Origin of the sequence: Janibacter terrae (genome assembly GCF_039636765.1) — a bacterium.
GTDB lineage: Bacteria > Actinomycetota > Actinomycetes > Actinomycetales > Dermatophilaceae > Janibacter > Janibacter terrae.
Genome location: NZ_CP144167.1, coordinates 3,347,026 through 3,368,447, shown reverse-complemented (window position 1 = coordinate 3,368,447; position 21,422 = coordinate 3,347,026). Strand labels below are relative to the sequence as shown.

23 protein-coding genes are annotated in these 21,422 nt (G+C 69.9%); 2 read left to right on the top strand and 21 right to left on the bottom strand.

What is annotated here, in order from left to right:
* Window positions 1-15 precede the first annotated feature (15 nt).
* A complete protein-coding gene (locus V3C34_RS16805) occupies window positions 16-684 on the top strand; it encodes a lysophospholipid acyltransferase family protein (RefSeq protein ID WP_346007709.1) in 669 nt (222 codons plus the stop codon).
* Window positions 685-687: 3 nt separating this feature from the next.
* Here the strand turns inward: V3C34_RS16805 and V3C34_RS16800 are convergent, their stop codons facing one another.
* From V3C34_RS16800 to V3C34_RS16700, 21 genes are all read right to left on the bottom strand, one after another.
* Window positions 688-2,115 carry a peptidoglycan recognition protein family protein gene (locus tag V3C34_RS16800; RefSeq protein ID WP_346007708.1) on the bottom strand — a complete coding sequence of 476 codons (1,428 nt, stop codon included), beginning with the start codon at window positions 2,113-2,115 and terminating at the stop codon, window positions 688-690.
* Between the two features lie 82 nt (window positions 2,116-2,197).
* Window positions 2,198-2,659, bottom strand: a complete 462-nt coding sequence (locus V3C34_RS16795; protein WP_345912613.1) for a hypothetical protein — start codon at window positions 2,657-2,659, stop codon at window positions 2,198-2,200.
* 73 nt (window positions 2,660-2,732) lie between these two features.
* A complete protein-coding gene (locus tag V3C34_RS16790) occupies window positions 2,733-3,536 on the bottom strand; it encodes a glycosyltransferase family 2 protein (protein WP_068426172.1) in 804 nt (267 codons plus the stop codon).
* Entirely contained in the window at window positions 3,533-4,537 is a 1,005-nt protein-coding gene (locus V3C34_RS16785; RefSeq protein WP_346007707.1) for a glycosyltransferase, read from the bottom strand. The genes V3C34_RS16790 and V3C34_RS16785 overlap by 4 nt, the downstream gene beginning before the upstream one ends.
* Window positions 4,534-5,619 (bottom strand): glycosyltransferase family 4 protein, encoded by a 1,086-nt coding sequence (locus V3C34_RS16780; protein WP_338537565.1) that lies wholly within the window; start codon window positions 5,617-5,619, stop codon window positions 4,534-4,536. The genes V3C34_RS16785 and V3C34_RS16780 overlap by 4 nt, the downstream gene beginning before the upstream one ends.
* On the bottom strand, window positions 5,616-6,743 hold the full coding sequence (locus V3C34_RS16775; RefSeq protein ID WP_346007706.1) for a glycosyltransferase family 1 protein: 1,128 nt from the start codon (window positions 6,741-6,743) through the stop codon (window positions 5,616-5,618). The genes V3C34_RS16780 and V3C34_RS16775 overlap by 4 nt, the downstream gene beginning before the upstream one ends.
* Window positions 6,744-6,890: 147 nt before the next feature.
* Complete coding sequence (locus tag V3C34_RS16770; RefSeq protein WP_068321200.1) at window positions 6,891-7,484, bottom strand: DUF3618 domain-containing protein; 594 nt, start codon at window positions 7,482-7,484, stop codon at window positions 6,891-6,893.
* Window positions 7,481-7,996: a phage holin family protein gene (locus V3C34_RS16765; protein ID WP_082807369.1), complete on the bottom strand. Its 516-nt coding sequence runs from the start codon at window positions 7,994-7,996 to the stop codon at window positions 7,481-7,483. The genes V3C34_RS16770 and V3C34_RS16765 overlap by 4 nt, the downstream gene beginning before the upstream one ends.
* Window positions 7,993-8,757 carry a hypothetical protein gene (locus tag V3C34_RS16760; protein WP_346007705.1) on the bottom strand — a complete coding sequence of 255 codons (765 nt, stop codon included), beginning with the start codon at window positions 8,755-8,757 and terminating at the stop codon, window positions 7,993-7,995. Before V3C34_RS16760 ends, V3C34_RS16765 begins: the two co-directional genes overlap by 4 nt.
* A 1,340-nt stretch (window positions 8,758-10,097) precedes the next feature.
* Window positions 10,098-10,694, bottom strand: a complete 597-nt coding sequence (locus V3C34_RS16755; protein ID WP_346008576.1) for a cadmium resistance transporter — start codon at window positions 10,692-10,694, stop codon at window positions 10,098-10,100.
* Window positions 10,691-11,050: a Cd(II)/Pb(II)-sensing metalloregulatory transcriptional regulator CmtR gene (gene cmtR / locus V3C34_RS16750; RefSeq protein WP_346007704.1), complete on the bottom strand. Its 360-nt coding sequence runs from the start codon at window positions 11,048-11,050 to the stop codon at window positions 10,691-10,693. Before cmtR ends, V3C34_RS16755 begins: the two co-directional genes overlap by 4 nt.
* 261 nt (window positions 11,051-11,311) lie before the next feature.
* On the bottom strand, window positions 11,312-11,737 hold the full coding sequence (locus V3C34_RS16745; RefSeq protein ID WP_169701967.1) for a DUF2752 domain-containing protein: 426 nt from the start codon (window positions 11,735-11,737) through the stop codon (window positions 11,312-11,314).
* Between the two features lie 254 nt (window positions 11,738-11,991).
* Window positions 11,992-13,425, bottom strand: a complete 1,434-nt coding sequence (locus V3C34_RS16740; protein ID WP_346007703.1) for an NADH-quinone oxidoreductase subunit N — start codon at window positions 13,423-13,425, stop codon at window positions 11,992-11,994.
* A gap of 2 nt (window positions 13,426-13,427) precedes the next feature.
* Window positions 13,428-14,918 carry a complex I subunit 4 family protein gene (locus tag V3C34_RS16735; protein ID WP_068326558.1) on the bottom strand — a complete coding sequence of 497 codons (1,491 nt, stop codon included), beginning with the start codon at window positions 14,916-14,918 and terminating at the stop codon, window positions 13,428-13,430.
* A 2-nt stretch (window positions 14,919-14,920) separates the two neighbouring features.
* Window positions 14,921-16,771: a proton-conducting transporter membrane subunit gene (locus V3C34_RS16730; RefSeq protein ID WP_346007702.1), complete on the bottom strand. Its 1,851-nt coding sequence runs from the start codon at window positions 16,769-16,771 to the stop codon at window positions 14,921-14,923.
* A 56-nt stretch (window positions 16,772-16,827) separates the two neighbouring features.
* Window positions 16,828-17,130 (bottom strand): NADH-quinone oxidoreductase subunit NuoK, encoded by a 303-nt coding sequence (locus V3C34_RS16725; protein WP_068326552.1) that lies wholly within the window; start codon window positions 17,128-17,130, stop codon window positions 16,828-16,830.
* A complete protein-coding gene (locus V3C34_RS16720) occupies window positions 17,127-17,690 on the bottom strand; it encodes an NADH-quinone oxidoreductase subunit J (protein WP_346007701.1) in 564 nt (187 codons plus the stop codon). The genes V3C34_RS16725 and V3C34_RS16720 overlap by 4 nt, the downstream gene beginning before the upstream one ends.
* A gap of 3 nt (window positions 17,691-17,693) precedes the next feature.
* Complete coding sequence (locus V3C34_RS16715) at window positions 17,694-18,611, bottom strand: complex I subunit 1 family protein (protein WP_255218318.1); 918 nt, start codon at window positions 18,609-18,611, stop codon at window positions 17,694-17,696.
* Between the two features lie 10 nt (window positions 18,612-18,621).
* A complete protein-coding gene (locus V3C34_RS16710; RefSeq protein WP_068326543.1) occupies window positions 18,622-19,764 on the bottom strand; it encodes a hypothetical protein in 1,143 nt (380 codons plus the stop codon).
* Complete coding sequence (locus V3C34_RS16705; protein WP_346007700.1) at window positions 19,755-20,096, bottom strand: NADH-quinone oxidoreductase subunit A; 342 nt, start codon at window positions 20,094-20,096, stop codon at window positions 19,755-19,757. Before V3C34_RS16705 ends, V3C34_RS16710 begins: the two co-directional genes overlap by 10 nt.
* A gap of 117 nt (window positions 20,097-20,213) precedes the next feature.
* Entirely contained in the window at window positions 20,214-20,813 is a 600-nt protein-coding gene (locus V3C34_RS16700) for a YdhK family protein (protein WP_346008575.1), read from the bottom strand.
* A 181-nt stretch (window positions 20,814-20,994) separates the two neighbouring features.
* On the opposite strand from V3C34_RS16700, the gene V3C34_RS16695 reads away from it, so the two are divergent.
* Window positions 20,995-21,402, top strand: coding sequence for a four-helix bundle copper-binding protein (locus V3C34_RS16695; RefSeq protein WP_068326538.1), 408 nt, complete (start codon window positions 20,995-20,997; stop codon window positions 21,400-21,402).
* The last annotated feature ends 20 nt before the right edge of the window (window positions 21,403-21,422 follow it).

Below are 21,422 nucleotides of genomic sequence, written 5' to 3'. Positions count from 1 at the left end.
GGGTCGTGGGCCAGAATGCGTGAGGTGACCTCACCTCGTCAGCACGTGAAGAACGCCGCGGGCTTCGCGCTGGTGTGGTGCGTGGCCAAGACGGTCCACCGGGTGAGGTACCGCGCCGGCGGGATCCCTCGCACCGGGCCCGTCATCCTCGTGGCCAACCACCTCACGATGACGGACCCCCTCGCCGTGGCCCGGGCGGCGATCGGGCACCGGCGATTCCCCCACTTCCTCGCGATGCAGGAGGTCTTCGGCTGGCCCGGCGTCGGTGCGCTGGCTCGCGCCACCGGGCAGATCCCGGTCGCGCGGGGTTCGTCCTCGGCGGCGCAGGCCCTCGACAGCGCGTCCGAGCGGCTCGACCAGGGCCAGCTCGTCGCGCTCTACCCCGAGGGGCGGCTGACGACCGAGCCGGACCGCATGCCCGGGCCCGCGAGGACCGGCGCGGCCCGGCTGGCCCTGCGCCACCCCGACGCGGCCGTCATCCCGGTGGGGACGTGGGGGCCCCAGCAGGGCCACCACCACATCTGGCACCGCCACACGGCCTGCCTGTCGGTCGGGCCGCGGCTCGACCTGTCCGCGTGGGCGGGCCGCACGGACGACGCCGCCGCCCGCGAGGTCACCGACGCCATCATGGGCGCGATCCGCGCCGAGATCGCGCAGGCCCAGCAGATGTGGCGTTCCCGCTAGGCGTCAGGGTGTGACGGTGACCGTGTCCCGCCAGCCCGGGACCCAGGTACCGGAGCTGGTGTCCTTGCCGCTCAGGATGACCTCGTACTCACCGGGAGTGGCCCACTCGCCGTCGGCGAGGCGTCCCTTCCACGTCACCGTGAGGTCGGTGTCGCCGGTGCGGGTGCTGCTGCGGTCGGAGATGACGCCGTGCTCGTCGCTGCGGATGCGCACCCGCCAGGTGACGTCGCCGCCTGTCTTGACGTTGAGCGCCGAGCCGCCGCTGCCGTAGGTGATCCAGCGTGGGCTCGTGCTCGGCCGGTAGAAGGCGGAGGACTGCCGCTCCTTGGCGTTGGTCCGGATGCCGGAGAGCTTGGACTGCAGGTACCGGCCGGGGCAGGCGGTCTGCCCGACGTTGCGGTGCCCGAGGACCGTCGGGCGCCACACGCCACCGATGGTGGCCTTGGCGGTGGGGTCGACGTGGTGGCGGCCGAGCTTCCACGCCATGAAGCGCTCGATGCCGGTCACCATCGCGGTCGGCGCGGCCGTGACGTCGTAGTCCCCCATCGCGGAGATGCCGAACGTCTGCGAGTTGACGCCCCGCGCGTGCGCCCCGATGACGGCCCTGTCGAGGCCGCCCGCACGGCCCTCCCACAGGCGGCCCCACTTGTCGACGAGGACGTTGTAGCCGATGTCGTTCCAGCCGCGGCCGTTGACGTGGAAGTCGTAGATCCCGCGCAGGATCTGCGGCACGTCGTCCTTGGAGTAGGTGTTGATGCCGGCGGTGTGGTGCACGACGGCACCCCGCACCTCGCCGTAGTCGGGCTCGCCCTTGCGGATGGACTCGTCGGCTCCCCACTCGGCCCGGGTGTGGACGGTCGGACGGCGCTGGACGCCGTGCGCCGTGGCGGGCGGGGCGGAGCCGACGTCACCGTCCGCGTCGGAGGTCCCGGGGTCGACGAGGTCGACCTCGAGGTCGGACGGCCTCGCGCCTGCGGACTCGACCCTCACCTGCACGCCGTCGGACTCGGCCGTGACGAGCGGCTGGGTGCCGCCGCGCTGGGAGGCGGCCTCGGCGGACCCCGCGTCCGGACCCCCTTCGGCCTCGAGCAGGCTCCACCCGGTCCACCGGCCGGTCGCCGCGTCACGGGTGCGGACGAAGGCCTCGACGTCGGTGCGCTCGCCGCTCCACGTCACGCCCGCGACGCGGAAGTCGCGGGTGGCCGTCGGGGCGGTCATGCCGACGACCTTGTCGTCGGACCTCCCGCGCTGGGGGACGGCGGGCGCCGCCTTGAGCGCCGAGCGGTCGATGCCGCCGATCCGGATGGAATCCCGTTGAGCCGGAACGGGTTTGGGGGAAGCGCTCGTGTCGATGACCGGCACGATGGTGATCAGGGAGGTCGCCGTGGCGGCGACGGTCAAGCGGGAGAGAGCACGACGAAGGGAGCTCACGAGGAGACCTCACAGGGGATTGGGTCCGATGGGCACCGGACACGCTAACCGCCGTGCGGCGAGGCTGCAGTGCGGGGTCGCATCAGCGCATGTGGGCCACGAGACCGAGCCACGAGAACCCGAGGTCGATGTCCGGCTCCGCCGCCGGGTCCTCCCAGGGCACCTCGTTCTTCTTCTGCACGTAGTGGTTGGCGACCGGCGAGCTCGGGGCCGGGGCGGCACCCGAGAGCGCTGCCTGCACCGACTCGACGTACTTGGTGGCAGCCGTCTTGTTGAACTTGCCGTCCATCAGCGCCTTGCGCGTGCGCGGGTCGGACCCGACCGCGACGCGCAGCAGGCTCTGGTCGCCCTGCCCGCCGACGCCGATGACGAAGATCTTGGGGTTGGACATCTTGGACTTCTCGAGGGCGACGAGCTTGTGCCCCTGGGTGTGGACGGCGAGGACCTGCAGGTTCTTGGTGTTCTGCACGACCCCGAGGGCCGCGTCGAAGACGGCGTCTGCGGGGGAGTGGACGGGCAGGTCGATCTCGTGTGGTGCGCGCACGGGTGGCCTTTCGTCGGGGCGTCATCGGCGACGCTACCGGTCCCACCGGCCGCACGGGTCGGCACGCGCGCCCCTAGCCGCGGGCGCGCTGCCACCGGCCGTCGCGCCACTCGACGAGGCCCAGGTCCGCGAACTGGTGCAGCCAGGTGGTCATCGGCCACTCGCCCCACCGCTCGTGGAAGACCGCGGCGTTGCGCAGGATGGCGTCCAGGTGACGCACGGGCGGGGACTCGACCTCGTGGTGCTGGTGGTAGGCCCGCGCACCGCCGACCCAGCCGTGGCGTGCGCCGCGCTCGAGCACGAGTCGCCCGAAGTCGGTGTCCTCCCCTCCGTAGCCCGTGTACTCCTCGCAGAACCCGCCGATGCGTGACCAGGTGTCCTGCGCGAGCGCGAAGGACAAGGACCAGAAGAGCTCGGGACGGGGGTTGGGGAGCCGTTCGCCGGGCTCGGGTGCCGGACGACCGGGGTGGGGCGCGTCCGCCCCTTCGAGGGCGGTGAGGTCGTACCCGCCCGGGGGAGGCGGAGGCAGGTAGGTCACCGGTCCCGACCACACGACGTCCGGCTCGTCGGCCACTGCCGCGGTGTACGCCTCCACGAGGTCCGCTCCCGCGAGGCAGTCGACGTCGAGGAAGACCAGGACCTCGGCCCCGAGCTCGCGCGCCTCCTGCGCCCCGAGGTTGCGGGCGGCGGCGAGCGGGAGCTCGGGCGAACCGGTGCGCAGGTGGAGCACCCGCGCGCCGGGCACCTCGAGGTCCGGGTCGTCCATGGCGACGACCACGCGGTGGTCCGGCCGGCGGGTGCCGCGCGCCAGGGTCTGCGCCTGGTTGGCCAGGTGGCGCCGGCGACCGTGCACGATGGTGATCGTCGCGACGGTCATGCCGCGTCGACCTCGCGCAGGACGCGCGCGAAGCGCTCGGCAGCGCCGCCGTCGCACCAGCCGCGCCACTGCTCGCCGTCGAGGGCGCGGGCTCGCTCGAGCAGACCCGCCCAGAGCGTGGGGTCGGTGGGCAGGGACGCGAGCACGAGGGCGGGCCACTGCTCGTCCCGCAGGGCGTGCCCCATCGCCTCCTGCTCGTCGAAGGGCCGCGGCTGCGGGAGGACGATGGCCGGTCGGCGCGCGGCGGCGGTCTCGGCGACGGCGTTCTGCCCCGCGTGCGTCAGCACGACGTCGGCGGAGCGCAGGACGGCGAAGGGGGAGTCGACCCAGTCCTGACCGCCGAGCACCGTCCAGGTCCACCCGGGTGTGTGCTCGCGTGCCGCCGCCAGGTCCCGCGCGGGCGGGCCGTCACCGCCGCGACCCCACAGGACGACGACGTGTGGCCGCACCGGCTCGCCCGCCGGGGGCGTCGGCGGCGACACGGGGGCGAACCGGGAGAGCCCGCCGAGGCAGCGCAGGCGCGAGTGCAGCTCCGACGGGAGACCGGTCGACATGCCGGCCGACTCGGGCCACATCGCGACGAGCGCGTCGCACACCCCGTATCCGAGCAGGTGCGCACGGTCGGACCGCGCGCCGGGCAGGACGACGCCGACGACGCGGACGCCGTGCAGCCGGGCGAGCAGGGTGACCTCGACGGAGTGGTCGCTGACGACGAGGCTCGGGCGCTCTGCGTCCAGCCAGGACGACAGCTGCGACATCCTCTCCGACAGGCCGCGGTGCCCGACGGGGACCCAGTGCAGGTGATCGTCGGCGGTCACGTCCGTGCACCCCTCGGCTCCGTCCGTGGGTGCGTCGTCCGCGAGCTGCACCCACTCCCCGGGCCACCCCGGGGGCCGAGGCAGGGTCGACAGTCCGGTGATTTCTTCGCCCCACGCCGCGGCGACGGAATGGGCCCGGTGGAGGTGCCCCGAGCCCTGGTGGTGCACGTAGTAGCCGATCACGCGCCGGCCGCCTCCAGGGCGTCGCGGTAGACGTCCTCGTAGCCGTCGACCATGGCTCGGTGGGAGAAGCGGGTCTCTGCCGCGCGCCGGACCTCGTGCCGGTCCAGCGCCACCGCGGTCCTGATGGCCTCCGACAGGCCCGGGACGTCGCCTGCGTCGGCGAGCGCACCGGTCTCGGGCGTGACGAGCTCGGTGAGGGCGCCGCGGGAGAAGGCCGCGACGGGCGTGCCGCACGCCATGGCCTCGGCGGCGACGAGACCGAAGGGCTCGTCCCAGGCCGGCGTCACGAGAGCGACCCGAGCCTGCCCGACGAGCCCGACGAGCTCGCGGTGCGACACGTGACCCACGTACTCGACGTCGTCGCCGAGGAGCGGTTCGACCTCGCGCGCGAAGTAGCCGTTGTCGAGCACCTCACCGGCCAGCCGCAGCGGCATTCCGGCCCCGCGCGCCGCGAGGATCGCCTGGTGCGGGGCCTTCTCCGGGACGATGCGTCCCGACCAGATCGCGGGCCCGCCACCCGGCCCGGGCGTCCACTGGTCGAGGTCGACCCCGTTGGGGACCGCGGCGCTCGGCACGACGTCCGCCCAGGCCCTCGCCGTGGCCGTGCTGACGGAGACGAAGTGGCAGTTGGGCCCCGCGAACTGCGCGGCGGAGGTCAGCCAGGGGAGCGGCGGCGTGTGAAGGGTGGTGACGACGGGGATCTGGAGCGCGGACGACATGGCGACCGGCAGGTGGTGGAGGCTGTTGTTGTGCACGAGGTCGTAGGTGCTCCGCCCGCTGCGCATCAGGTCCAGCATCAGTCCGAGGTAGGCGTGGTGCTCCTCCATCCAGATCTCCGGCGGGGCGGCGACGTCCTTGCGGGCCGTCTCGTCGGGGGCGTAGAGGGCCAGCGGCAGCTCATGGACGTCCAGGTCCGGGTCGGACCCGGACCGGGCGAAGAGGGTCACCCGGTGTCCCCGACGTCGCAGCTCCTTCGCCAGCCCGTGGGTGTGCGCCTCGAGGCCTCCGGCGAAGGGCTCCCGGACGGGGAACCGGCTGGAGGCGATGAGGCAGATGCGCAGTCCCCGGCGCGGGCGGCTCATCGGAGCAACCGCCGGTAGAGGGACTCGTGGGCCGCGGCGATCTCGGTGCGCTGGCGGCGGCGCTCGTCGACGGTGAGCGCCGCGACGGGCCCCTGCTCGTGGGCACGGGTGATGGCCCGCGCCAGGGTCTCGGGGTCGAAGCCGTCCTCGTCCAGCTCGTAGGACAGCACCGGGCCCTGCTCGGCGTAGTACCCGCAGGTGGGCGCCGCGACCGCTGTCCCCAGATCGCGACAGGCCTCGAGCCACCCCGAGTGGGTGCCGAAGCGGTACGGCAGCACCGAGACGTCGAGCGAGCCGAGGTAGGCCCACAGGGCGTCGTCGTCGAAGTAGTCGTGCACGCGCAGCTCGAGCAGTCCTCGGTCCGCGGCCTCGGTGAGGTGGGCGGCGAGCACCGCGTCGCGGCGGTTGCCGTCCGGGTCGAGCACGTCCCGGTGCCCGTTGAGCTGCAGCACCCCGCCGGGCAGCCCGGCGACGGTCTCCTCGAGGACCGGCAGGATCGCCATCGGGTCCATGTTGGCCCGCAGGCTCTTGATGTGGAGGCCGACACGGAACTCCTCCCGCGACCCCAGCTGCATCCTGCGGGTGCGGTGCTCGTGCATGGTCGCGAAGTCGACGACGTGCGGGTGCGGCAGGACGATCGCCTCCCGGTCCCACCGGCGACGGATCTCGTCGGCGGCGCCGGGGGTGAGGGTGATGACGGCGTCCGCGTACTCCATGAGCACGTCGAGCTGGCGCCCGTGGGTGGTGCTGTCGGGGTGGTGCGGGTTGCGCAGGTCGTGGGCCGTGTAGACGAAGGGGGCGCCCCGCCCCCGTACGACGGACATCGCCTCGCGCAGCTCCTCGGGGTCCCGCGCGTCGAAGCCGAACTGGACGTGCAGCAGGTCGTACTCCGCCTCAGCCAGCCACGCCGGGTCCAGCATCACCGGTGGCCACCACTTCTCGATGGTGGAGCGGCCGGGGACGTCCGGGTCCGGGTCCGCCAAGCGCTGGACGTGGGTCGGCTCCCCGTCGAGCGCGGCGATGTGCCGGACGTAGACGTGCGAGGCGGGGACGGAGGCGACCGTGATCGGCCCGTCCTCGCCCGTGTCGACGGCACCCGCCTGCACTGGCGATCGCTCGGTCATCCCTCTCCTCTCGGCGCAGGGGAGACGACCTGCGTGCTCGCAGCTCCTGCCCGAGAGCGTCTCTACCCCCGACTGAGTGGTTTCACACCACGAGCCGCGCACCTGTTGGTGCGCGGCCCGTGCTGACCTTACGGCTCGTCAGATCGCTCAGACGTTGGTGTCCGGTCGCTGCTGGTGCTGCTGCACTGCGTCGCGTGACTCGGCGGCGCTCGTGCTCACCTTGTCGGCTTCCTGCTGGCCCTGGGCCTTGACGGTCTCGGCAGCGTCCTGCGCCGATTCCTTGAGCGACTGGGCCGCCTCCTGAGCCGGCTCCTTGAGGTGCTCGGCGCCTTCCTGGGCCATGGACTTCGCCTCGTCGAGGATCGGCGCGGCCTTCTCCCTGGCGGTGACTGCGGCCTGCTTCTCCTTCTCGGAGGCCGGCAGCAGCGAGCCGAGCAGCCACCCGGCTCCCAAGGCCATGAGCCCTGCGGCCATGGGATTGCCCCTGGTCTTGCTCTTGAGCTGGCGGCGCGCCTCGTCGGCCCGGTCGCTCCCGCGCTCCGCGACGGTCGGCGATGTCGGGTCGTCCACCCCCATGACCTTGTCCTTCAAGCCGGTCATGCCGCCCTTGACCTTGTCGGCCTGCCGACGGGCGATGTTGCCGGGGGTGACCGCCTCGCCCAGGGCGTCGACGTTGGTGCTGAGGTCGGACCGGGTCCGCTCGATCTCAGCTCGGATCTGGTCGGGGTCGTTGCTGGTCATGCGTGATCCTCGTTTCCCTTGAGCGCGTCCGGGACCTTCTTGGCGGTCTCGACCGTGCGCGGCAATCCTTTGACGTGCTTGAGCTGGGCGCGCCCGCTGACCGCGAGGATCGCGGCGAGGATGCCCCAGATGATGGCGACGATGACGGCCGCCCAGCCGCGGTTGTCCATCCATGAGCCCAGGGCCCACCACAGCGCGATCGAGAGGAACAACAGGGCGAACCAAGCCGCCAGCCCAGCGCCACCGAGGAGCCCTGCGCCCTTGCCCGCCTGGCTCGCGGACTGCTGTGCCTCCGCCTTGGCCAGGGCGACCTCCTGACGGATGAGCACCGACATGTCGCCTGCGATGTCGCCCACGAGCTGGCCGATCGACCCGACCTCGCCCTTCGCGTAGGTCTCGTGCGCTCCACGGAGCGGTTCTGGCTCGGGCACCGCGTCCGAGACGTGCGCGTACTCGCGGGGGCGGCCGGTCAACGCCTCTTCGCCGCTGCCGGCGCCGTGACTGGTTGTCATCGGCCCTCCTGCGGCGGGGGGAGCGCGGATCCGCCGGGGGTGCCGGGCACGGCCGTGCCGGGCACCTCGCCGATCCCGACGGTGGGCTCCACCAAGCCAGGGTCGGCCACGGGGACAGCACTGACCGGGACGGTCGCGAGCGGCACGGCGCCGGTGGGAGCGGTGCCGGGCGAAGGGGGAGCGGGCACGCCGTCGTCGCCGGAGTCGTCCCGGGCGTCGTCAGCGAGACCACGGACGAGGCGTCCGCCGACGAACCCGAGGGCTGCAGCGCCCGCGAGGAAGGCGCCCGGGCGACGGCGGGCAAAGCTCGTGAGCTCGGCGAGCACGTCACCGGGCTCGCGCTGCTCGAGCCACTGCGACGCGGTGTGGGCCCGATCGGCCGCTTGCCTGGCCAGGTCGGCGGCCATACCGCCGTCGGAGCGTTCGGCCATGGTGCTCAGCTCGTCAGCGAGCGTCGACAGCCCGCTCGCGGCCCGTGCCTGCTGGTCGGTGGCCTGCTGACCGATCTCGCCCTTGGTCTGGTCGTAGAGGGCGCGGGCCTGGGTCTTGGCTTCCTGGGTGACCTCGGCCGCTTGTTCCTTGGTGGTGCTCGCGACCTGCTGCGCGCTGTCCTTCGCATCGGATGCGACCGTGGTGGCCTCGTCCTTGGCGACGTCGCGCGTACGGTCCGGCTCGTCGAAGCCGTGGGAGGGGAAGGCCGTCTGCGGCGGCTCGGGCCGGCGCGTGGGGTCCAACGGCGGGGGCGGTGGGATCTCAGTCATGCGGCTCTCCTTGCAGGACGTGGAGGCGCCGCGAAGCGCAGGTCACCTACGAGGACGTGGCCGGCAGTGCCGGCCAGCAGCATCGTGATGGTGCCCATGGCAACCTCCAGAAGTTGGTCGTGCTTGGTGGTCCCTCATGGCTACCCGCAGGGTCGTGAATGAAACCGCGACGGCCACGGAAGCAGGACGCCGCGGGGAACCACAGCGCGGAGGGGACCACGGGGGTACCAACTCGGACGCGGCGGGAGAGCGGTCATGACGGCACCGGGGCCGGGAATGACGAAGACCCCCGATTTCTCGGGGGCCTTGCGTGGAGCCGCCTGTCGGAATCGAACCGACGACCTTCTCATTACGAGCACGACCGTCGTCATCAGGTGCCCGGATGCAGCCGGTGCAGGCGCTGCGTTTGGTGCCGGGGGAGTGGCTTCGTGCGCGAAGGGGGTACCACGGGGGTACCAAGCGCCAGGGAGGCCCATCGCCCCGATAGCGGAGCAGAGAAGAGCACGTCGAGGTTCGGTCAGGGTCGCCAGCCTCGACCACTTGGGTACCGCATGTCCGGGAGGACATACCTGGACCACCTGACCAGTTACGGCCTTGACCGGTTCTCGACGAGCTCGGATCGTTGCCCGCCCGGGGTGATGGTCCGGGCTCGACCCATGTCTGCGTGCCGACGCCAAGGGCGCGGAGGTGGGGGTGCGCGGAGGGCGAGGAACGAGCCCGGAGCGCGGGGGTCCCTACCGGAGCGCCCGCCGGCGGCGGGCGCGCGGGCCGAAGGCCCGCCTTGAGTCAGTAGGGAAAGTCATCACACGAAGTGTCCGCTGGCACACGTTGCTCTGGGCTGGGCGGTCGCCGGCCGTCCACCTTGTACGGAGCGCGGCGTCGGGAGCCACGGACCCACTTCAGGAACTTTTGGTCCGAGAGAACCCGGATGGTGGGCTGGAAGCCGAACAGCTCCTTTTGGGCCGGCGCCGTCAGGCGGGCGGTAGTCACTAGGAGGCCCAGTCCCGGCACCCTTCTTCTGCTGCTTCAGGTTGTACATCAGGTGCTGCACGGTTCGCCTCTCCGCCATTGGGGTTCAACAAGAGGCTAGAGGGCGCCACCGACAGCGGGGCGCACCAGCCGCTTGGCCGCTCGACGGCGTGGCCGCGCATGATCTATTCGCCGACCCCTCGCAACACGAGAATGAAAGTGTGCCGCGGCCTCGGAGACCATCGTCAGACGCGACACCGAGGCTGCCCTGCTTGGGTGGCTCGGTGACGTCTGTCACTGAGCCGAGGGTAATGCGGTGACGATCCTGTGCCGGACCACCACCGGACGGACCTGACCGGTCTCGTTCATTGCTAGAGACCAAATGCTCCGCCGGTGACGAGGATGACGATGCCGAGGCCGATGAGGACGATGGGGAACAGGATGTGTTCCCAGCGTTCGAGGATTTCAGCGATTGGTGGGCGGGTGGCGACGAATTTGGCGAGTGCGACCAAGACGGCGACCAGCGCGAGGAAGACGATGCAGTAGGCGACGACCGCTAGGGGATCCACGCTGAGGAAGACGGGGGTGTAGACGCCGATGTTGTCTCCGCCGTTGGCGAAGGTGACACCGGCGACGGTCCACGCGCCGATCTTCTTGCCAGCGACCTTCGCGTCGTCATCATCATCGTCGCCGCGCCAGGCGTTCCATGCAGCCCAGAGACCGAGGATGAGGGGAATGAGCCCGAAGTAGGGAATGGCCTCGGAGGGCAGGAAGGCGCCGGCTCCGATGGTCACCAGCACTGCCGCGCCGAGGATGCCAGCGAACCCGAGGTACTGGCCGACCAGGATGCGGGTGGCGGTGCCGCGCTGGCCCGCGCCTCGAGCGAAGAAGAGTGACAGCACGATGATGTCGTCGATGTTGGTGGCCATGAACAGGCCGATGGCCTGGAGTGTCGTGGTGAGCATCAGGCGTCCACCTCTCCTGCGCAGCAGTCCGGGACCAAGCAGCCTGGATCGATGCATGGGGAGCTTTCGTCGACAGCCAGGGTGATGTCGACCAGCGCCGCCAGTGCCTCTGCGAGATGTGAGTCGACGATTTCATAGCGCATCCTGCGGCCCTCGTGCTCAGCAATTACGATGCCGCAGTCGCGCAGGCAGGCCAAGTGGTTGGACACGTTCGAGCGAGTCAGGTCCAGGTCCCGGGCTAGCTCTGCCGGGTAGGCGGGACTGTCGAGCAGGGTCAGGAGGATCTGGGATCTGGTCGGGTCGGCCAGTGCACGGCCGAGACGATGCATCGCGTCCAGCCGGGTATTAATGGTCAGCATCTGGTGACTATACAGCAGATGCTGAATGATCTAGGCCCGAAGCGGATGAAGGTGCTTGCACGGCAAAATCGTCAATTGCGGCACCTCAACGTGCGGCTCGGTGACGTCCGGTTCCGGGCCGTCCGTGATTGTGGGGTGATCATCGCCACTCGATGCGCCCATTCACGATGGGGATCATCCGAGCGCGGCTGCGCCACCGCATCAATTTCCCGCACTGCACTCTTGCAAGGACGAGCCTGGTATGGACGCGCCGTCCTCGACTCACGAGACGACCAGCGCGAAGTACTCCTGCCCCATCCCGATACTGACCATCCTCACGACGGAGTACCCGATCCACATGGCCACGAGGCCCAGTGCAAGTTTCGGGCTGACGACGTCGAGCAGTCGTTCCGGACGCCGCCGCCGCACGAGCGCGACCGCTGTGTACGCCACAATGCCGACCGCTACCGCCATGCCCGGCGGCCCGAACAGGTTGTACTCGAACGCCGTAGCGACGTCCCCGTGGGCCAGGTGGACCCAGGAGCGAGTCATCCCGCAGGCCGGACAGGGCAGCCCTGTCAGGATCCGAAACAGGCACGTCGTCGGTCCGGAGTCCACGGAGTACACGGGCCACAGACGCGCGATCACCAGCGCCGTCGCGCTGAGCGCCGCGAGCCCGAGCACGACGATGCGCGAAGCGAGTTGCACCCCCCGAGCGTGGTGCACCCGGCGTCGGTACGGGAACGTCGCACCGCTCATCGCACCGCGCGCCTGCTCGCGTAGATCCTTGTTCGCATCGCCAAGAGAATAGCATCGACGATCATCCAGATGCCCAAGCTTTCGCAGGTGATGAACGCGTCCCCACCTTGTTGACGCGATAGACGACGGCGAGTTCCTTGGACTTGTCTTCCGCGGTCCTCGTTGGCCTTGTGAGATCCCGTCACGGAGGCGATTACTGGCTCTTAGAGCAGCGACGGGCCGTCCAAGGCTGCCCACAGAAATCCTGCACCGATGCCGAGCCCCAGGCTCGCGGTGGCAGCGACAGCGGCGGTCGCCGCAGGCCAAGCCGCGACCTCGTCCGTTCGAGAAGTCTCCGGACAGGGTTGGGTCGGGGGTGCGAAAGCGGGGCCGAGCCAGCGCAGGTAGTAGAAGAGGCTGAGCAGACTGTTGATCATCACGATCAAGGCAAGCCATCCGTGTCCGCCGTCCCAGACGGCGGTGGCAGCGGCGAGCTTGCCGACGAACACGGCCGTGGGCGGGGTGCCGACCAAGCCCAGCAGGGCGACGAGCAGTGCCAGTGCGAGCCCGGACCGGGTCCTGGCCAGCCCACGGTAGGTGTCCAGTTCGCGGTGATCGGGAAGCGTCGCAGTCACTGCGAAGGCGGCAACGTTGGTCAGGGCGTATGCGGCCAGGTAGAAAAGGAGCGAGGGCAGGGCAAGATCGCTGCGGCCGGCGGCGGCCACGGGCACGAGCAGGAACCCGACTTGGGAGACCGTCGACCAGCCCAGCAGTCGGCGAGGATCGCGCTGCCAGTAGGCGGCCAGATTGCCCAGGAACATCGATGCCGTGGCCAGCACCGCCACGACGACCAGCCAGGACTCGTTCCCGGCAGAGACCATGGCCATGAGCCGGTAAACGGCCACCAGCGCTCCGATCTTGGGCACGGTGGTGAGGAAGGTCGCGGCGGTCACACCGGCACCTTGTGCGGCGTCGGGGATCCAGAAGTGGACGGGCGCTCCGCCGGCCTTGAACAGCAGCCCGGTGAGCACGCACAGCACGCCCGCGCCCACGGCTGCGGCCGGGGCGCCAGGTAGTTCGTCTTTGAGCTGGGCGTAGTCGGTGGCGCCGGTCAGGGCGTAGAGGAGGGTGACCCCGAGCATGAGCAGGATCCCGGACAGCGCGCCCATGAGGTAAGTCTTCATGGCGGCCTCGGCCCCGGAGCGACCGCCGGTCAGGCCCACGATCCCGTACAGGGGGATGCTGGCCAGCAGGAATCCGACGATGAGCACGAGCAGGTCGGTGGCCGCGGCCAGAACCATGACCCCGGTGGTGGCGAAGAGCAGCAGGGCGTAGGTGTCGGACTCGCGCGGGGAGTTGGCGATCTCTCCGGAGGCCACGCCCAGGACCAGCAGGGTGGCCAACGCGGCGATCACCCGGGCGGCGCTGGTGGCGGTGTCCGCGGCGAAGGTTCCCGAGAATGCGGTTTGCGCGGGCCCGGCCATGGCCATGGCCGCCGCGGTCGCGGCAGCCAGTAGCGCCAGGGCGGCCACGGCGCGGGCGATCCACTGCCGGTGTCTGGGCAGGAACGAGCCGCCCAGCAGGACAATCAGGCCACCGAGGAAGGTGATGATCTCTGGGAGCAACAGTTCGGGGCGCATCTGCATCGAGGCGTCCACGGTTACCTGCCGACCAGGTCGACGAGGGCGGCCGAGGCCGGCTCGATCACCCCGAGCAGCACCTGCGGTAGCACCCCGATGAGCAGGGACAGGGCCAGCAGTGGGCCGATCGACCACAGCTCTCGACCGTGCAGGTCCGCGAACCCGGGTGACTGGCCCTGCGTGGGGCCGGTGAAGACTCGCTGCAGCGCCAGCAGGAACAGGGTGGCAGTGAGCAGGATGCCCGGCAGAGCGATCGCGGTGACCGGGGCGACGGCGATGCTGCCGGCAAAGATCTGGAACTCAGCGATGAACCCGGAGAACCCGGGCAGGCCCAGTGAGGCGAAGGCCGCGATCGCGAACAGTGCCGCGAAACGCGGCGCGGGTGTAGCCAGGCCACCGTAGGCACCCATGTCGTAGGTGCCGGCGCGGGTGCGCATCACCCCGGCCAGGAGGAAGAGCGCGGCAGTGATCAGCCCGTGGCTGATCATCTGCACAACCGCGCCGGTGACTGCCACGGATCGGGCCTGGGCGGTGTCACCGGCGATGAGGCCGACCGCGCCCAGGGCCAGGACGATGTAGCCCATGTGGTTCACGGAGGTGTAGGCGATCATGCGTTTGAGGTTGGTCTGGGCCAGTGCCACGAATGCTCCATACAGCACCGAGACGATGCCGACCACCACGATCACCCAGGCCCATGCCCGCCACGCCTCGGGCAGGATCGGCATGGCGATGCGCACGAAGCCATAGGTGCCCATCTTCAGCAGCACCCCAGCCAGCACCGCCGAACCGGTGGCCGGGGCGTCGGTGTGGGCGGGGGGCAGCCAGGTATGGAAGGGCACGGTGGGGGTCTTCACGGCCAGACCCACCAGGATCGCCGCCAGCACCAGTCCTCCGGCCAGCGGGCTGTCCTCCAGCGGGGCGGCCGCGACGAGCTCGGGGATGTCGAAGGTGTGTGGGTCCGAGGCCACGTACAGGCCGATGAAGCCCAGCAGGAGGGCGAGGGACCCCAGGAAGGTGTAGAGGAAGAACTTCAGTGCCGAACGGGCGGCATTCCCGTGACCCCACCCAGCGATGACGAAGTACATGCCCACGATGGACAGATCGAAGAAGACGAAGAACACGATGAGGTCGGCAGCCACGAACACCCCGAGACTTACGGCCTGCAGGAACAGGAAGAGAGCCGTCTGCGCACGGGGCCGCTCACCGTCCCGAAGAGCGAAGACGGCACACGCCAGGAAGATGACCGCCGTCATGGCCACCAGCGGCAACGAGAGCCCGTCCACGCCGACGTGGTAGCTGCTGCCGACCCCCGGGATCCACGGCACCTGCTCCTCGAACGCCAACCCGTTCGGCCCCGGATCCTCATACCCGGCCCAGAGGACGCCGACGAGCACCAGGTCCACGGCGCTGACCGCGACCCACACCCACCGCGCAGCCGCGGCGCCGAGCGAGGGAACCGTAGCCACGACTACGGCGACGACCAGGGGAAGGAAGACGATCAGACTCAGCATGCTCAACCCATCACGGCGTAGACGGACCAGACCACGGCGCCGGCGGCGAGGACGGCGACGGTCTGGAGAAAGTATTGGTGGATGGCCCCTGTCTGCGGGGCCCGCGCCAGGTGCCCGAGTCGGCGAACCCGGCCAGCGATAGCCGACACGACCCGGTCCAGGACGTGGTCATCGACGCGGGCAGCTGACCGCGCCAGCATGAGGACCGACCCGGCCACGGCTGCAACGGTCCGGTCCAAGACGTGGTCATCGACGCGGGCAGCTGACCGCGCCAGCATGAGGACCGATCCGGCCACGGCATTCACGGCCCGGTCCAGGACGTGGTCGTCGAACCGCGCCAGAGCGTGCGCCACGGTCAAGGACGGGCGCACCACGACGGCCTGCGCCGCCGCTTCCAGCCCCAGCCACCGCCGAGCCCACCTCGGCGCGGGGGCACGCACTCGCAGCATCAGCAGCACCACGACCACTGCGGTCACGGCAGAGACGGCCAGCTCGACGGTCGGGATCTGAGCGTGGCCGCCCAGGGTGCCGACGAGCATGCCACTGATCGGAGGCAGGACGAGCACACCCAGCACGACCGCGCCAACGGCAAACACGACCAGCGGGGCCTGCTCCCAGGCGCCCACCTCGCCGGCGTGGTCGGCCCGCGCTTCGGCGCGGGCACCGCGCCACCAGATCGCCCACAGGACCTTGCCGGCATATGCCGCCGACAATGCCGCGGCCAGTAGCCCTGCAGCGTAGAGCCACGGGGATGACTCGAGCGCGGCCGTGAGCACGGCATCCTTGGTCGCCCACAGGGACAGCGGTGCGATCCCGGCCAGAGCCAGCGCCGCCACGCTCGCGGCCACCCCCACGACCGGCCACCGACGGGCGACACCCCGCAGTTTCGTCAGGTCCTCGCTCCCCAACGCGGTCAGCCAGGCGCCCGCAGCCAGGAACAGCAGTGCCTTGACCGAGGCGTGCGCCACCAGGTGGCCAACGCCGCCACTGACCGCGCCGACACCGGCGGCGAGCACCACGAAGCCCAGCTGGGCGGCCGTGGAAGCGGCCAACAACTGCTTGAGATCCCGCTGCGCCAACGCCACCAGCCCCATGAGCACCGCCGTGAGCACGCCGACCCACGCGGTCAGCGGACCGGCCCACCCGGTCGCGGCCAACAGGGGCTCCACGCGCAACAGCAGGTAGCCACCCATGGCGACCATCGCAGCGGAGTGCAGCAGCGCGCTGACCGGGCTGGGCCCTTTCATCGCTCCGGAGAGCCAGAAGGAGAAGGGCAGCTGCGCTGCCTTGCCCAGTGCCGCCACCAGGATCCCGGCGGCGGCGACATCCCGCCACGGCCCCTGCGCGGACGGCAGGTCAGCCAAGGCCATGCCCGCCCCACCGGCCAGGGCAGCGCCCGCAGCGACGTAGAGGCCCAAGTCAGCTGTGCGCGTCGTGATGAAGGCCGTCAGCCCCGCTGAGACACGCTCGGAGTCGCGCCACCAAAACCCGATCAGGGCGTAGGAGGTCGCGCCCATCACCTCCCAGGCGAACAGCAGCGCCGGGATGGTCGCGGCGGTCGCCGTGACCAGGGCGGCCGCCGCGAAGATGAGCATCAGCCCGTGGAATCGAGCCCGGGACTCCCGGATGTTTCCCGCCGCGAAGATCAGCACCAGGAAGGTCACGGTGGCGACCATCGGCACGACCAGCGCCGCGAGGGCATCGACGTCCAGGGCAAAGTCGGCGCCGGCGACGAAGGGGTAGGACACGGCCGGCCGCGCCAGCGCAGTGGCGAACGCCAAGACAGTCGTGAGCCCGGAGGTCACCAGCGCGATCGGTACCGCACCACGGTGCGGGCGGGCGAGGGCGAGCACGCCACCCACGGTGGCCGGGAGTACCACCATCGCCAGCAGCGCAGTTTGGGGCCCGCTCATCCGGACAGCTCCTCGGCCATGTCGGTCATGTCCGTCTGTGCCCGTCGGTGCAGCAGCGTGGCCACCGCGAAGCCCATGGCCATCTCCACCGTCATCGCGGCTAGCACCACCAGCAGCAGGACCTGCCCAGTCGGGTCCGGGGCCAAGAAGAACCAGAACCCGGCGGCAGCCAGGAGCACCCCGTTGATCATCAGTTCAAGGCCCATCATCACCATCACGACGACCTGCTGAGACAGGGCGCCATACAGGCCCACCGCAAACAGGGCGGCAGCCACCACCAGCACAGCCTCGAGGGTCACCGGCCGACACCTCCTTGTCGGGGGTCGTTGGCCGGGTGGCGGCGCAGATCGTCGCCGAACCGCTCATAGCGGGTGCGGTGGGTAGCCAGGACCACCCCGGCCACGATGGTCGCGACCATGACCGGTCCCAGCACGGCCATGACCAGCATCTTCTCGCCCATGATCTCCAGACCGAGCGCGCGAGTGAGATCCTCGGAAGCGGCGCCACGGCGCTGCGGCCAAGGGATGAACAGCGAACCACTGGCCAGCAGCACGAAGGCTCCGACCGATGCACCGATAGCGGTCTTCTTCCCGTGGGTCATGTCCATGGGCATAAGCGCAGGATTCATCCCCATGAACATCACCATGTAGACGGCCATCACCGCCATCTCCATCACCATCATCAAGATTGTGATCAACCCCAGGTAGCCCTGCTCCAGCAGAAGGATCTGCACTCCCACGGCGATGAACGACAGGGCTAGGGCATACGTGGCTCGTGCCATGGAGTTCACCACGAACACGGCCACGCCCGAGGCCACGGCCATCACGGCCACCACCCAGAACGCCACTCCGATCAGCACGGGTCACCCTCCCCGGACGACGATGAGGGACACCAATAGGTCCTGGGCCACGACCGCCGGGAGCAGCACCATCCACCCGATCTCCATGAACCGGTCCGGGCGCAACAGTGGAACCTTTCGGCGCAGCCATACCAGCACGGCCAACACCACCACGGTCTTGACCAGCACCCAAGCCCAGCCGGGCAACACCGGCCCGGCGCCACCGCCCAGGAACAGCGGCACTGAGAAGGCCGCTCCAGCGGTTAGGAACAGGTAGCGCCCAGCCTGAAAGACGAGACGGTCCACGGCCGAGAGCTCGGCCAGCACCCCGCCGGCGATGTCCGCTGCCAGCGCGGGAGCAAACGGTCCCCACACGGAGAACCCCGTCACGCCCACCAGGTAGACGAGGAAGGCGACCGGCATCCACACCACGAACCACGCGCCGTCCTGGGCGGCCACCACGTCCCCGACACCCAGGCTGCCGGCGGCGATCGCCGGAGCGACCAGGGCGAACATCAGCGGCAGTTCGTAGGCCAGTCCATGGGCCAGGAAGCGATAGCCGCCCACCAAGCTGTGGGCGGAGTTTGCGCCCCACCCGGTCAGCCACACCAGGGCCCAGACCATGACGTCGACGACGTTGAACCACACGATGCCCACATCGGGATCGGCCAGCACCCACCGGCCCATCGGAATGACCGCGACCGTCAAGAACGCGCCGATGAACATCCCGGCGCCACCGATCCGCCACAGCAGAATGTCCGCGGCCACGGGGGCGCGTCGCCGCTGCCGCAACAGCCGCGCAGCGCGGCTCAGCGGCGCGGCCCACCCGCCGCCAACGCCGCGCTCACGGGCCGAAAGCACCGCGTCCAGCGCCACCGCGAAGTAAGCCAGAGCGCACAGGACGATGCCGGCCAGCACGGCCCACCCCACGGGAATGGTCACCAGCACACCTTCAGGCATGCCCCACCCCCTGGGCGAGCGTGAACGGTTCCAGACCCAAGCTGGCCACGGCCAGTCGCGCGGTGGCCAGCTCCAACCCGACCACCAGCTGCGGCACAGCCTCCCACGGCACTGTGCCCGTCACGGCCGACACCACACCTGCGCCGCCGATTTCGGTCCGAAGCGCCTCCACCATGGACGACAGGCGGTCGTGGGCGTCTCCTCGGCAAACCTCCGGCAGGTCGTGCCGTGCCAGATCGGACTGATCGAGGACCAGTACCCCCCGCAGGGACCAGCGCAGCATCCAGGACCTCAGGATCGTGCGGTGCAACCGCTCGACGGCATCCCGGGCGGCACCCTGATCGCCACGCACCAGGGCGTCCCGAGCCCGGCGAGCACGCGCGGCCGCATCATCCGCCCCGGCCAACGCCAGCAGCGCCATGACTCCATCGCACCGCACTGCAGACGCAGGCACCGGTGAGGTCTGGGGCTCCTTGCTGTTGGCTGCCTGGCCCGCACCGTCGACGACGGACGCCACGGCATCGACCACGACATCACCCTGTAGCGAGCAGAGCAGCACCAGTCCAGCCGGCCAAAACGGAAGCACAGGACCAAGTGGGAGATGCAGGACATCCATCTCCAGACCGTCCCGGTCCTGACCACCTTCGGCCAGCGCGATCCCGGCCGGGGCCATGTCCATCCCGCCGTGGTCCCCGTGGTCCATGCCTTCGTGCCCGCCGTGGTCCCCGTGGTCCATGCCTTCGTGCCCGCCGTCGTCCATCTGGCCGTGATCGTCCGGAATCTGAGGCTCTCGCACCCGTGCTTGGGCGTCCATCCGCTGATGCGGGATGTCGAGCAAAAGCGTTGCGGCGGCATCGAGGGCATCGCCCACAGCTATGGGCGACAGGACATCGGCGCGCGCCCGCGGGCCGGGCATCTGCTCCCACAGGCGCTCCGCGAGTTCTGCCAGCTCGGGACCTGGCACACCGCAGACGGCCAGCACGTCCGCATTTGCCGGCGTCCATGCCGCACGCCAGCCTCGGAGCGCCATCTGCTGCTCGAGCTCCACGCGCGTGAGCCAGTGACCCGGTGCCTCGACGATCAGGACACGGGTGGAGTTGACCGCCAGATGGGCGAGGACCCGGATCAGGCCCATCGGAAGACCCCCTCCCGCCAGGCCCACGTCACTGCGATGAGCAGGGCTCCGAGGAAGAGGAACATCTCCACCACCGCAGTCATCCCTTCCTCGGCCACGATCACTGCCCACGGGTACATGAACAGCATCTCGACGTCGAAGGCGAGGAAGACGATGGAGGCGGGATACCAGCGGGCGTGGAATCGGGAGAGCGCATGCTCCTGGGGCAACCACCCCGACTGCGCCGGGAGCACCGTCAGTGGCTCGGCCAGCACACTGACAGTCCGGTGAAGCGCATACAGGAACGCCACAGCGAACACAGCTACCAGCGCCATAGCCACGATCCCGTACACCGCGATCCGCCCTTCTTGACCTGGAGACAACAAACTTCTGTGAGGCAGCAGAGGATCAACGCAAAAAGGGCGTCGTCTGCCACTGCCTGCGCACTCAGCAGCATCTCACCGTTCAGGTCACTTGAGTGGCTGGATCTCGCTCTCCACGACCCATTTGTGATTGGTCATCTTCATGCCATCCATCGTGAAGTCGACCATGTACGACGTCTCGTCGGTCGAGCTGTCGATCGTCGCCTCGGCGCCATCCATGCCGGCCATGTGATCGGCGTCCAGGACGACCTCGGTACCCTCTTCCAGCGGCGCGTTGCCGGGGTTCTCGAGCTCTTCACGAACGACCCACTTGTGGTTCGTGACCCGCTCACCGCCGTCCGTGGGTGTATAGCTGACGGAGTAGGCGGTTGTGTCGAAGGCGCCCGAGATGGTCGCCTCGCTTCCCTTCATTCCCGGCATGTGGTCAGCAGTCAGCGTCACCGTGGTGCCGACGGGATACGTCGGCGAGTTCGCCTTCTCCATACCCTCCGGAGGAGGCCCGCCCTCGGGCTTGTGGGCATGGCCTCCCATTGCCCCACTCGTTTCACTGCCGGACGCAGACGAGTGGGACGTCATCGACGACTGCGGCGAGTCGTCCTCAGCAGCGCCTCCGCACCCTGCAAGCAGCGCGACTGCTGCAGCAGCAGCAATCGCGACCGCGCAAACCTTCCGATTGGCCGTTGTCATACCCTCTCCCTTCACTTGTGTCTTCTCAACCGTATACCCCTTCGGGGTATCGTGAATCGTGCTGGTGAGTGGCCAGCGAACCGGCCGCGTGTTTCGGGATACCTCGCTCGGGTACTTCCCGAACTCGCTACGCGCCGCAAGGTCGGCCTTCGCGTCGCTCGACCGTATGAAGGAGCCAAGCATGCACACCGTGGAGCAAATGCTCGAGGCCTACCCGAAGGACTTGGGGAACATCGACAGGGCCAAGTGGACCGAATGCATCCAAGCCTGCTTCGAATGTGCCCAGACCTGCACTGCCTGTGCCGATGCCTGTCTGAGCGAAGACACGGTCGCGGACCTCACCAAATGCATCCGCGCCAACCTCGACTGCGCGGACATCTGCACGACCACCGGATCGGCGCTCTCGCGCCACACCGGCTATGACGCCAATGTCACGCGGGCCCTTCTTGAGGTCTGCGCAACAGCGTGCACGTCGTGCGGCGACAGCTGCGAGAAGCATGCCTCGATGCACGAGCACTGCCGCATCTGCGCCGAGGCGTGCCGGCGGTGCGAGCAGGCGTGCCGCGAGCTGATCAACTCACTCAATTGACTGTCCACCGGGCGCGAATC

What these genes read in the sequence shown, in the direction of transcription:
- V3C34_RS16805 (WP_346007709.1), top strand. Translation starts at nt 16, where the DNA reads ATGCGTGAGGTGACCTCACCTCGTCAGCACGTGAAGAACGCCGCGGGC.
- V3C34_RS16790 (WP_068426172.1), bottom strand. Translation starts at nt 3,536, where the DNA reads ATGACCGTCGCGACGATCACCATCGTGCACGGTCGCCGGCGCCACCTG.
- V3C34_RS16780 (WP_338537565.1), bottom strand. Translation starts at nt 5,619, where the DNA reads ATGAGCCGCCCGCGCCGGGGACTGCGCATCTGCCTCATCGCCTCCAGC.
- V3C34_RS16775 (WP_346007706.1), bottom strand. Translation starts at nt 6,743, where the DNA reads ATGACCGAGCGATCGCCAGTGCAGGCGGGTGCCGTCGACACGGGCGAG.
- V3C34_RS16770 (WP_068321200.1), bottom strand. Translation starts at nt 7,484, where the DNA reads ATGACCAGCAACGACCCCGACCAGATCCGAGCTGAGATCGAGCGGACC.
- V3C34_RS16765 (WP_082807369.1), bottom strand. Translation starts at nt 7,996, where the DNA reads ATGACAACCAGTCACGGCGCCGGCAGCGGCGAAGAGGCGTTGACCGGC.
- V3C34_RS16760 (WP_346007705.1), bottom strand. Translation starts at nt 8,757, where the DNA reads ATGACTGAGATCCCACCGCCCCCGCCGTTGGACCCCACGCGCCGGCCC.
- cmtR (WP_346007704.1), bottom strand. Translation starts at nt 11,050, where the DNA reads ATGCTGACCATTAATACCCGGCTGGACGCGATGCATCGTCTCGGCCGT.
- V3C34_RS16735 (WP_068326558.1), bottom strand. Translation starts at nt 14,918, where the DNA reads ATGCTGAGTCTGATCGTCTTCCTTCCCCTGGTCGTCGCCGTAGTCGTG.
- V3C34_RS16710 (WP_068326543.1), bottom strand. Translation starts at nt 19,764, where the DNA reads ATGGGCCTGATCCGGGTCCTCGCCCATCTGGCGGTCAACTCCACCCGT.
- V3C34_RS16700 (WP_346008575.1), bottom strand. Translation starts at nt 20,813, where the DNA reads ATGACAACGGCCAATCGGAAGGTTTGCGCGGTCGCGATTGCTGCTGCT.
- V3C34_RS16695 (WP_068326538.1), top strand. Translation starts at nt 20,995, where the DNA reads ATGCACACCGTGGAGCAAATGCTCGAGGCCTACCCGAAGGACTTGGGG.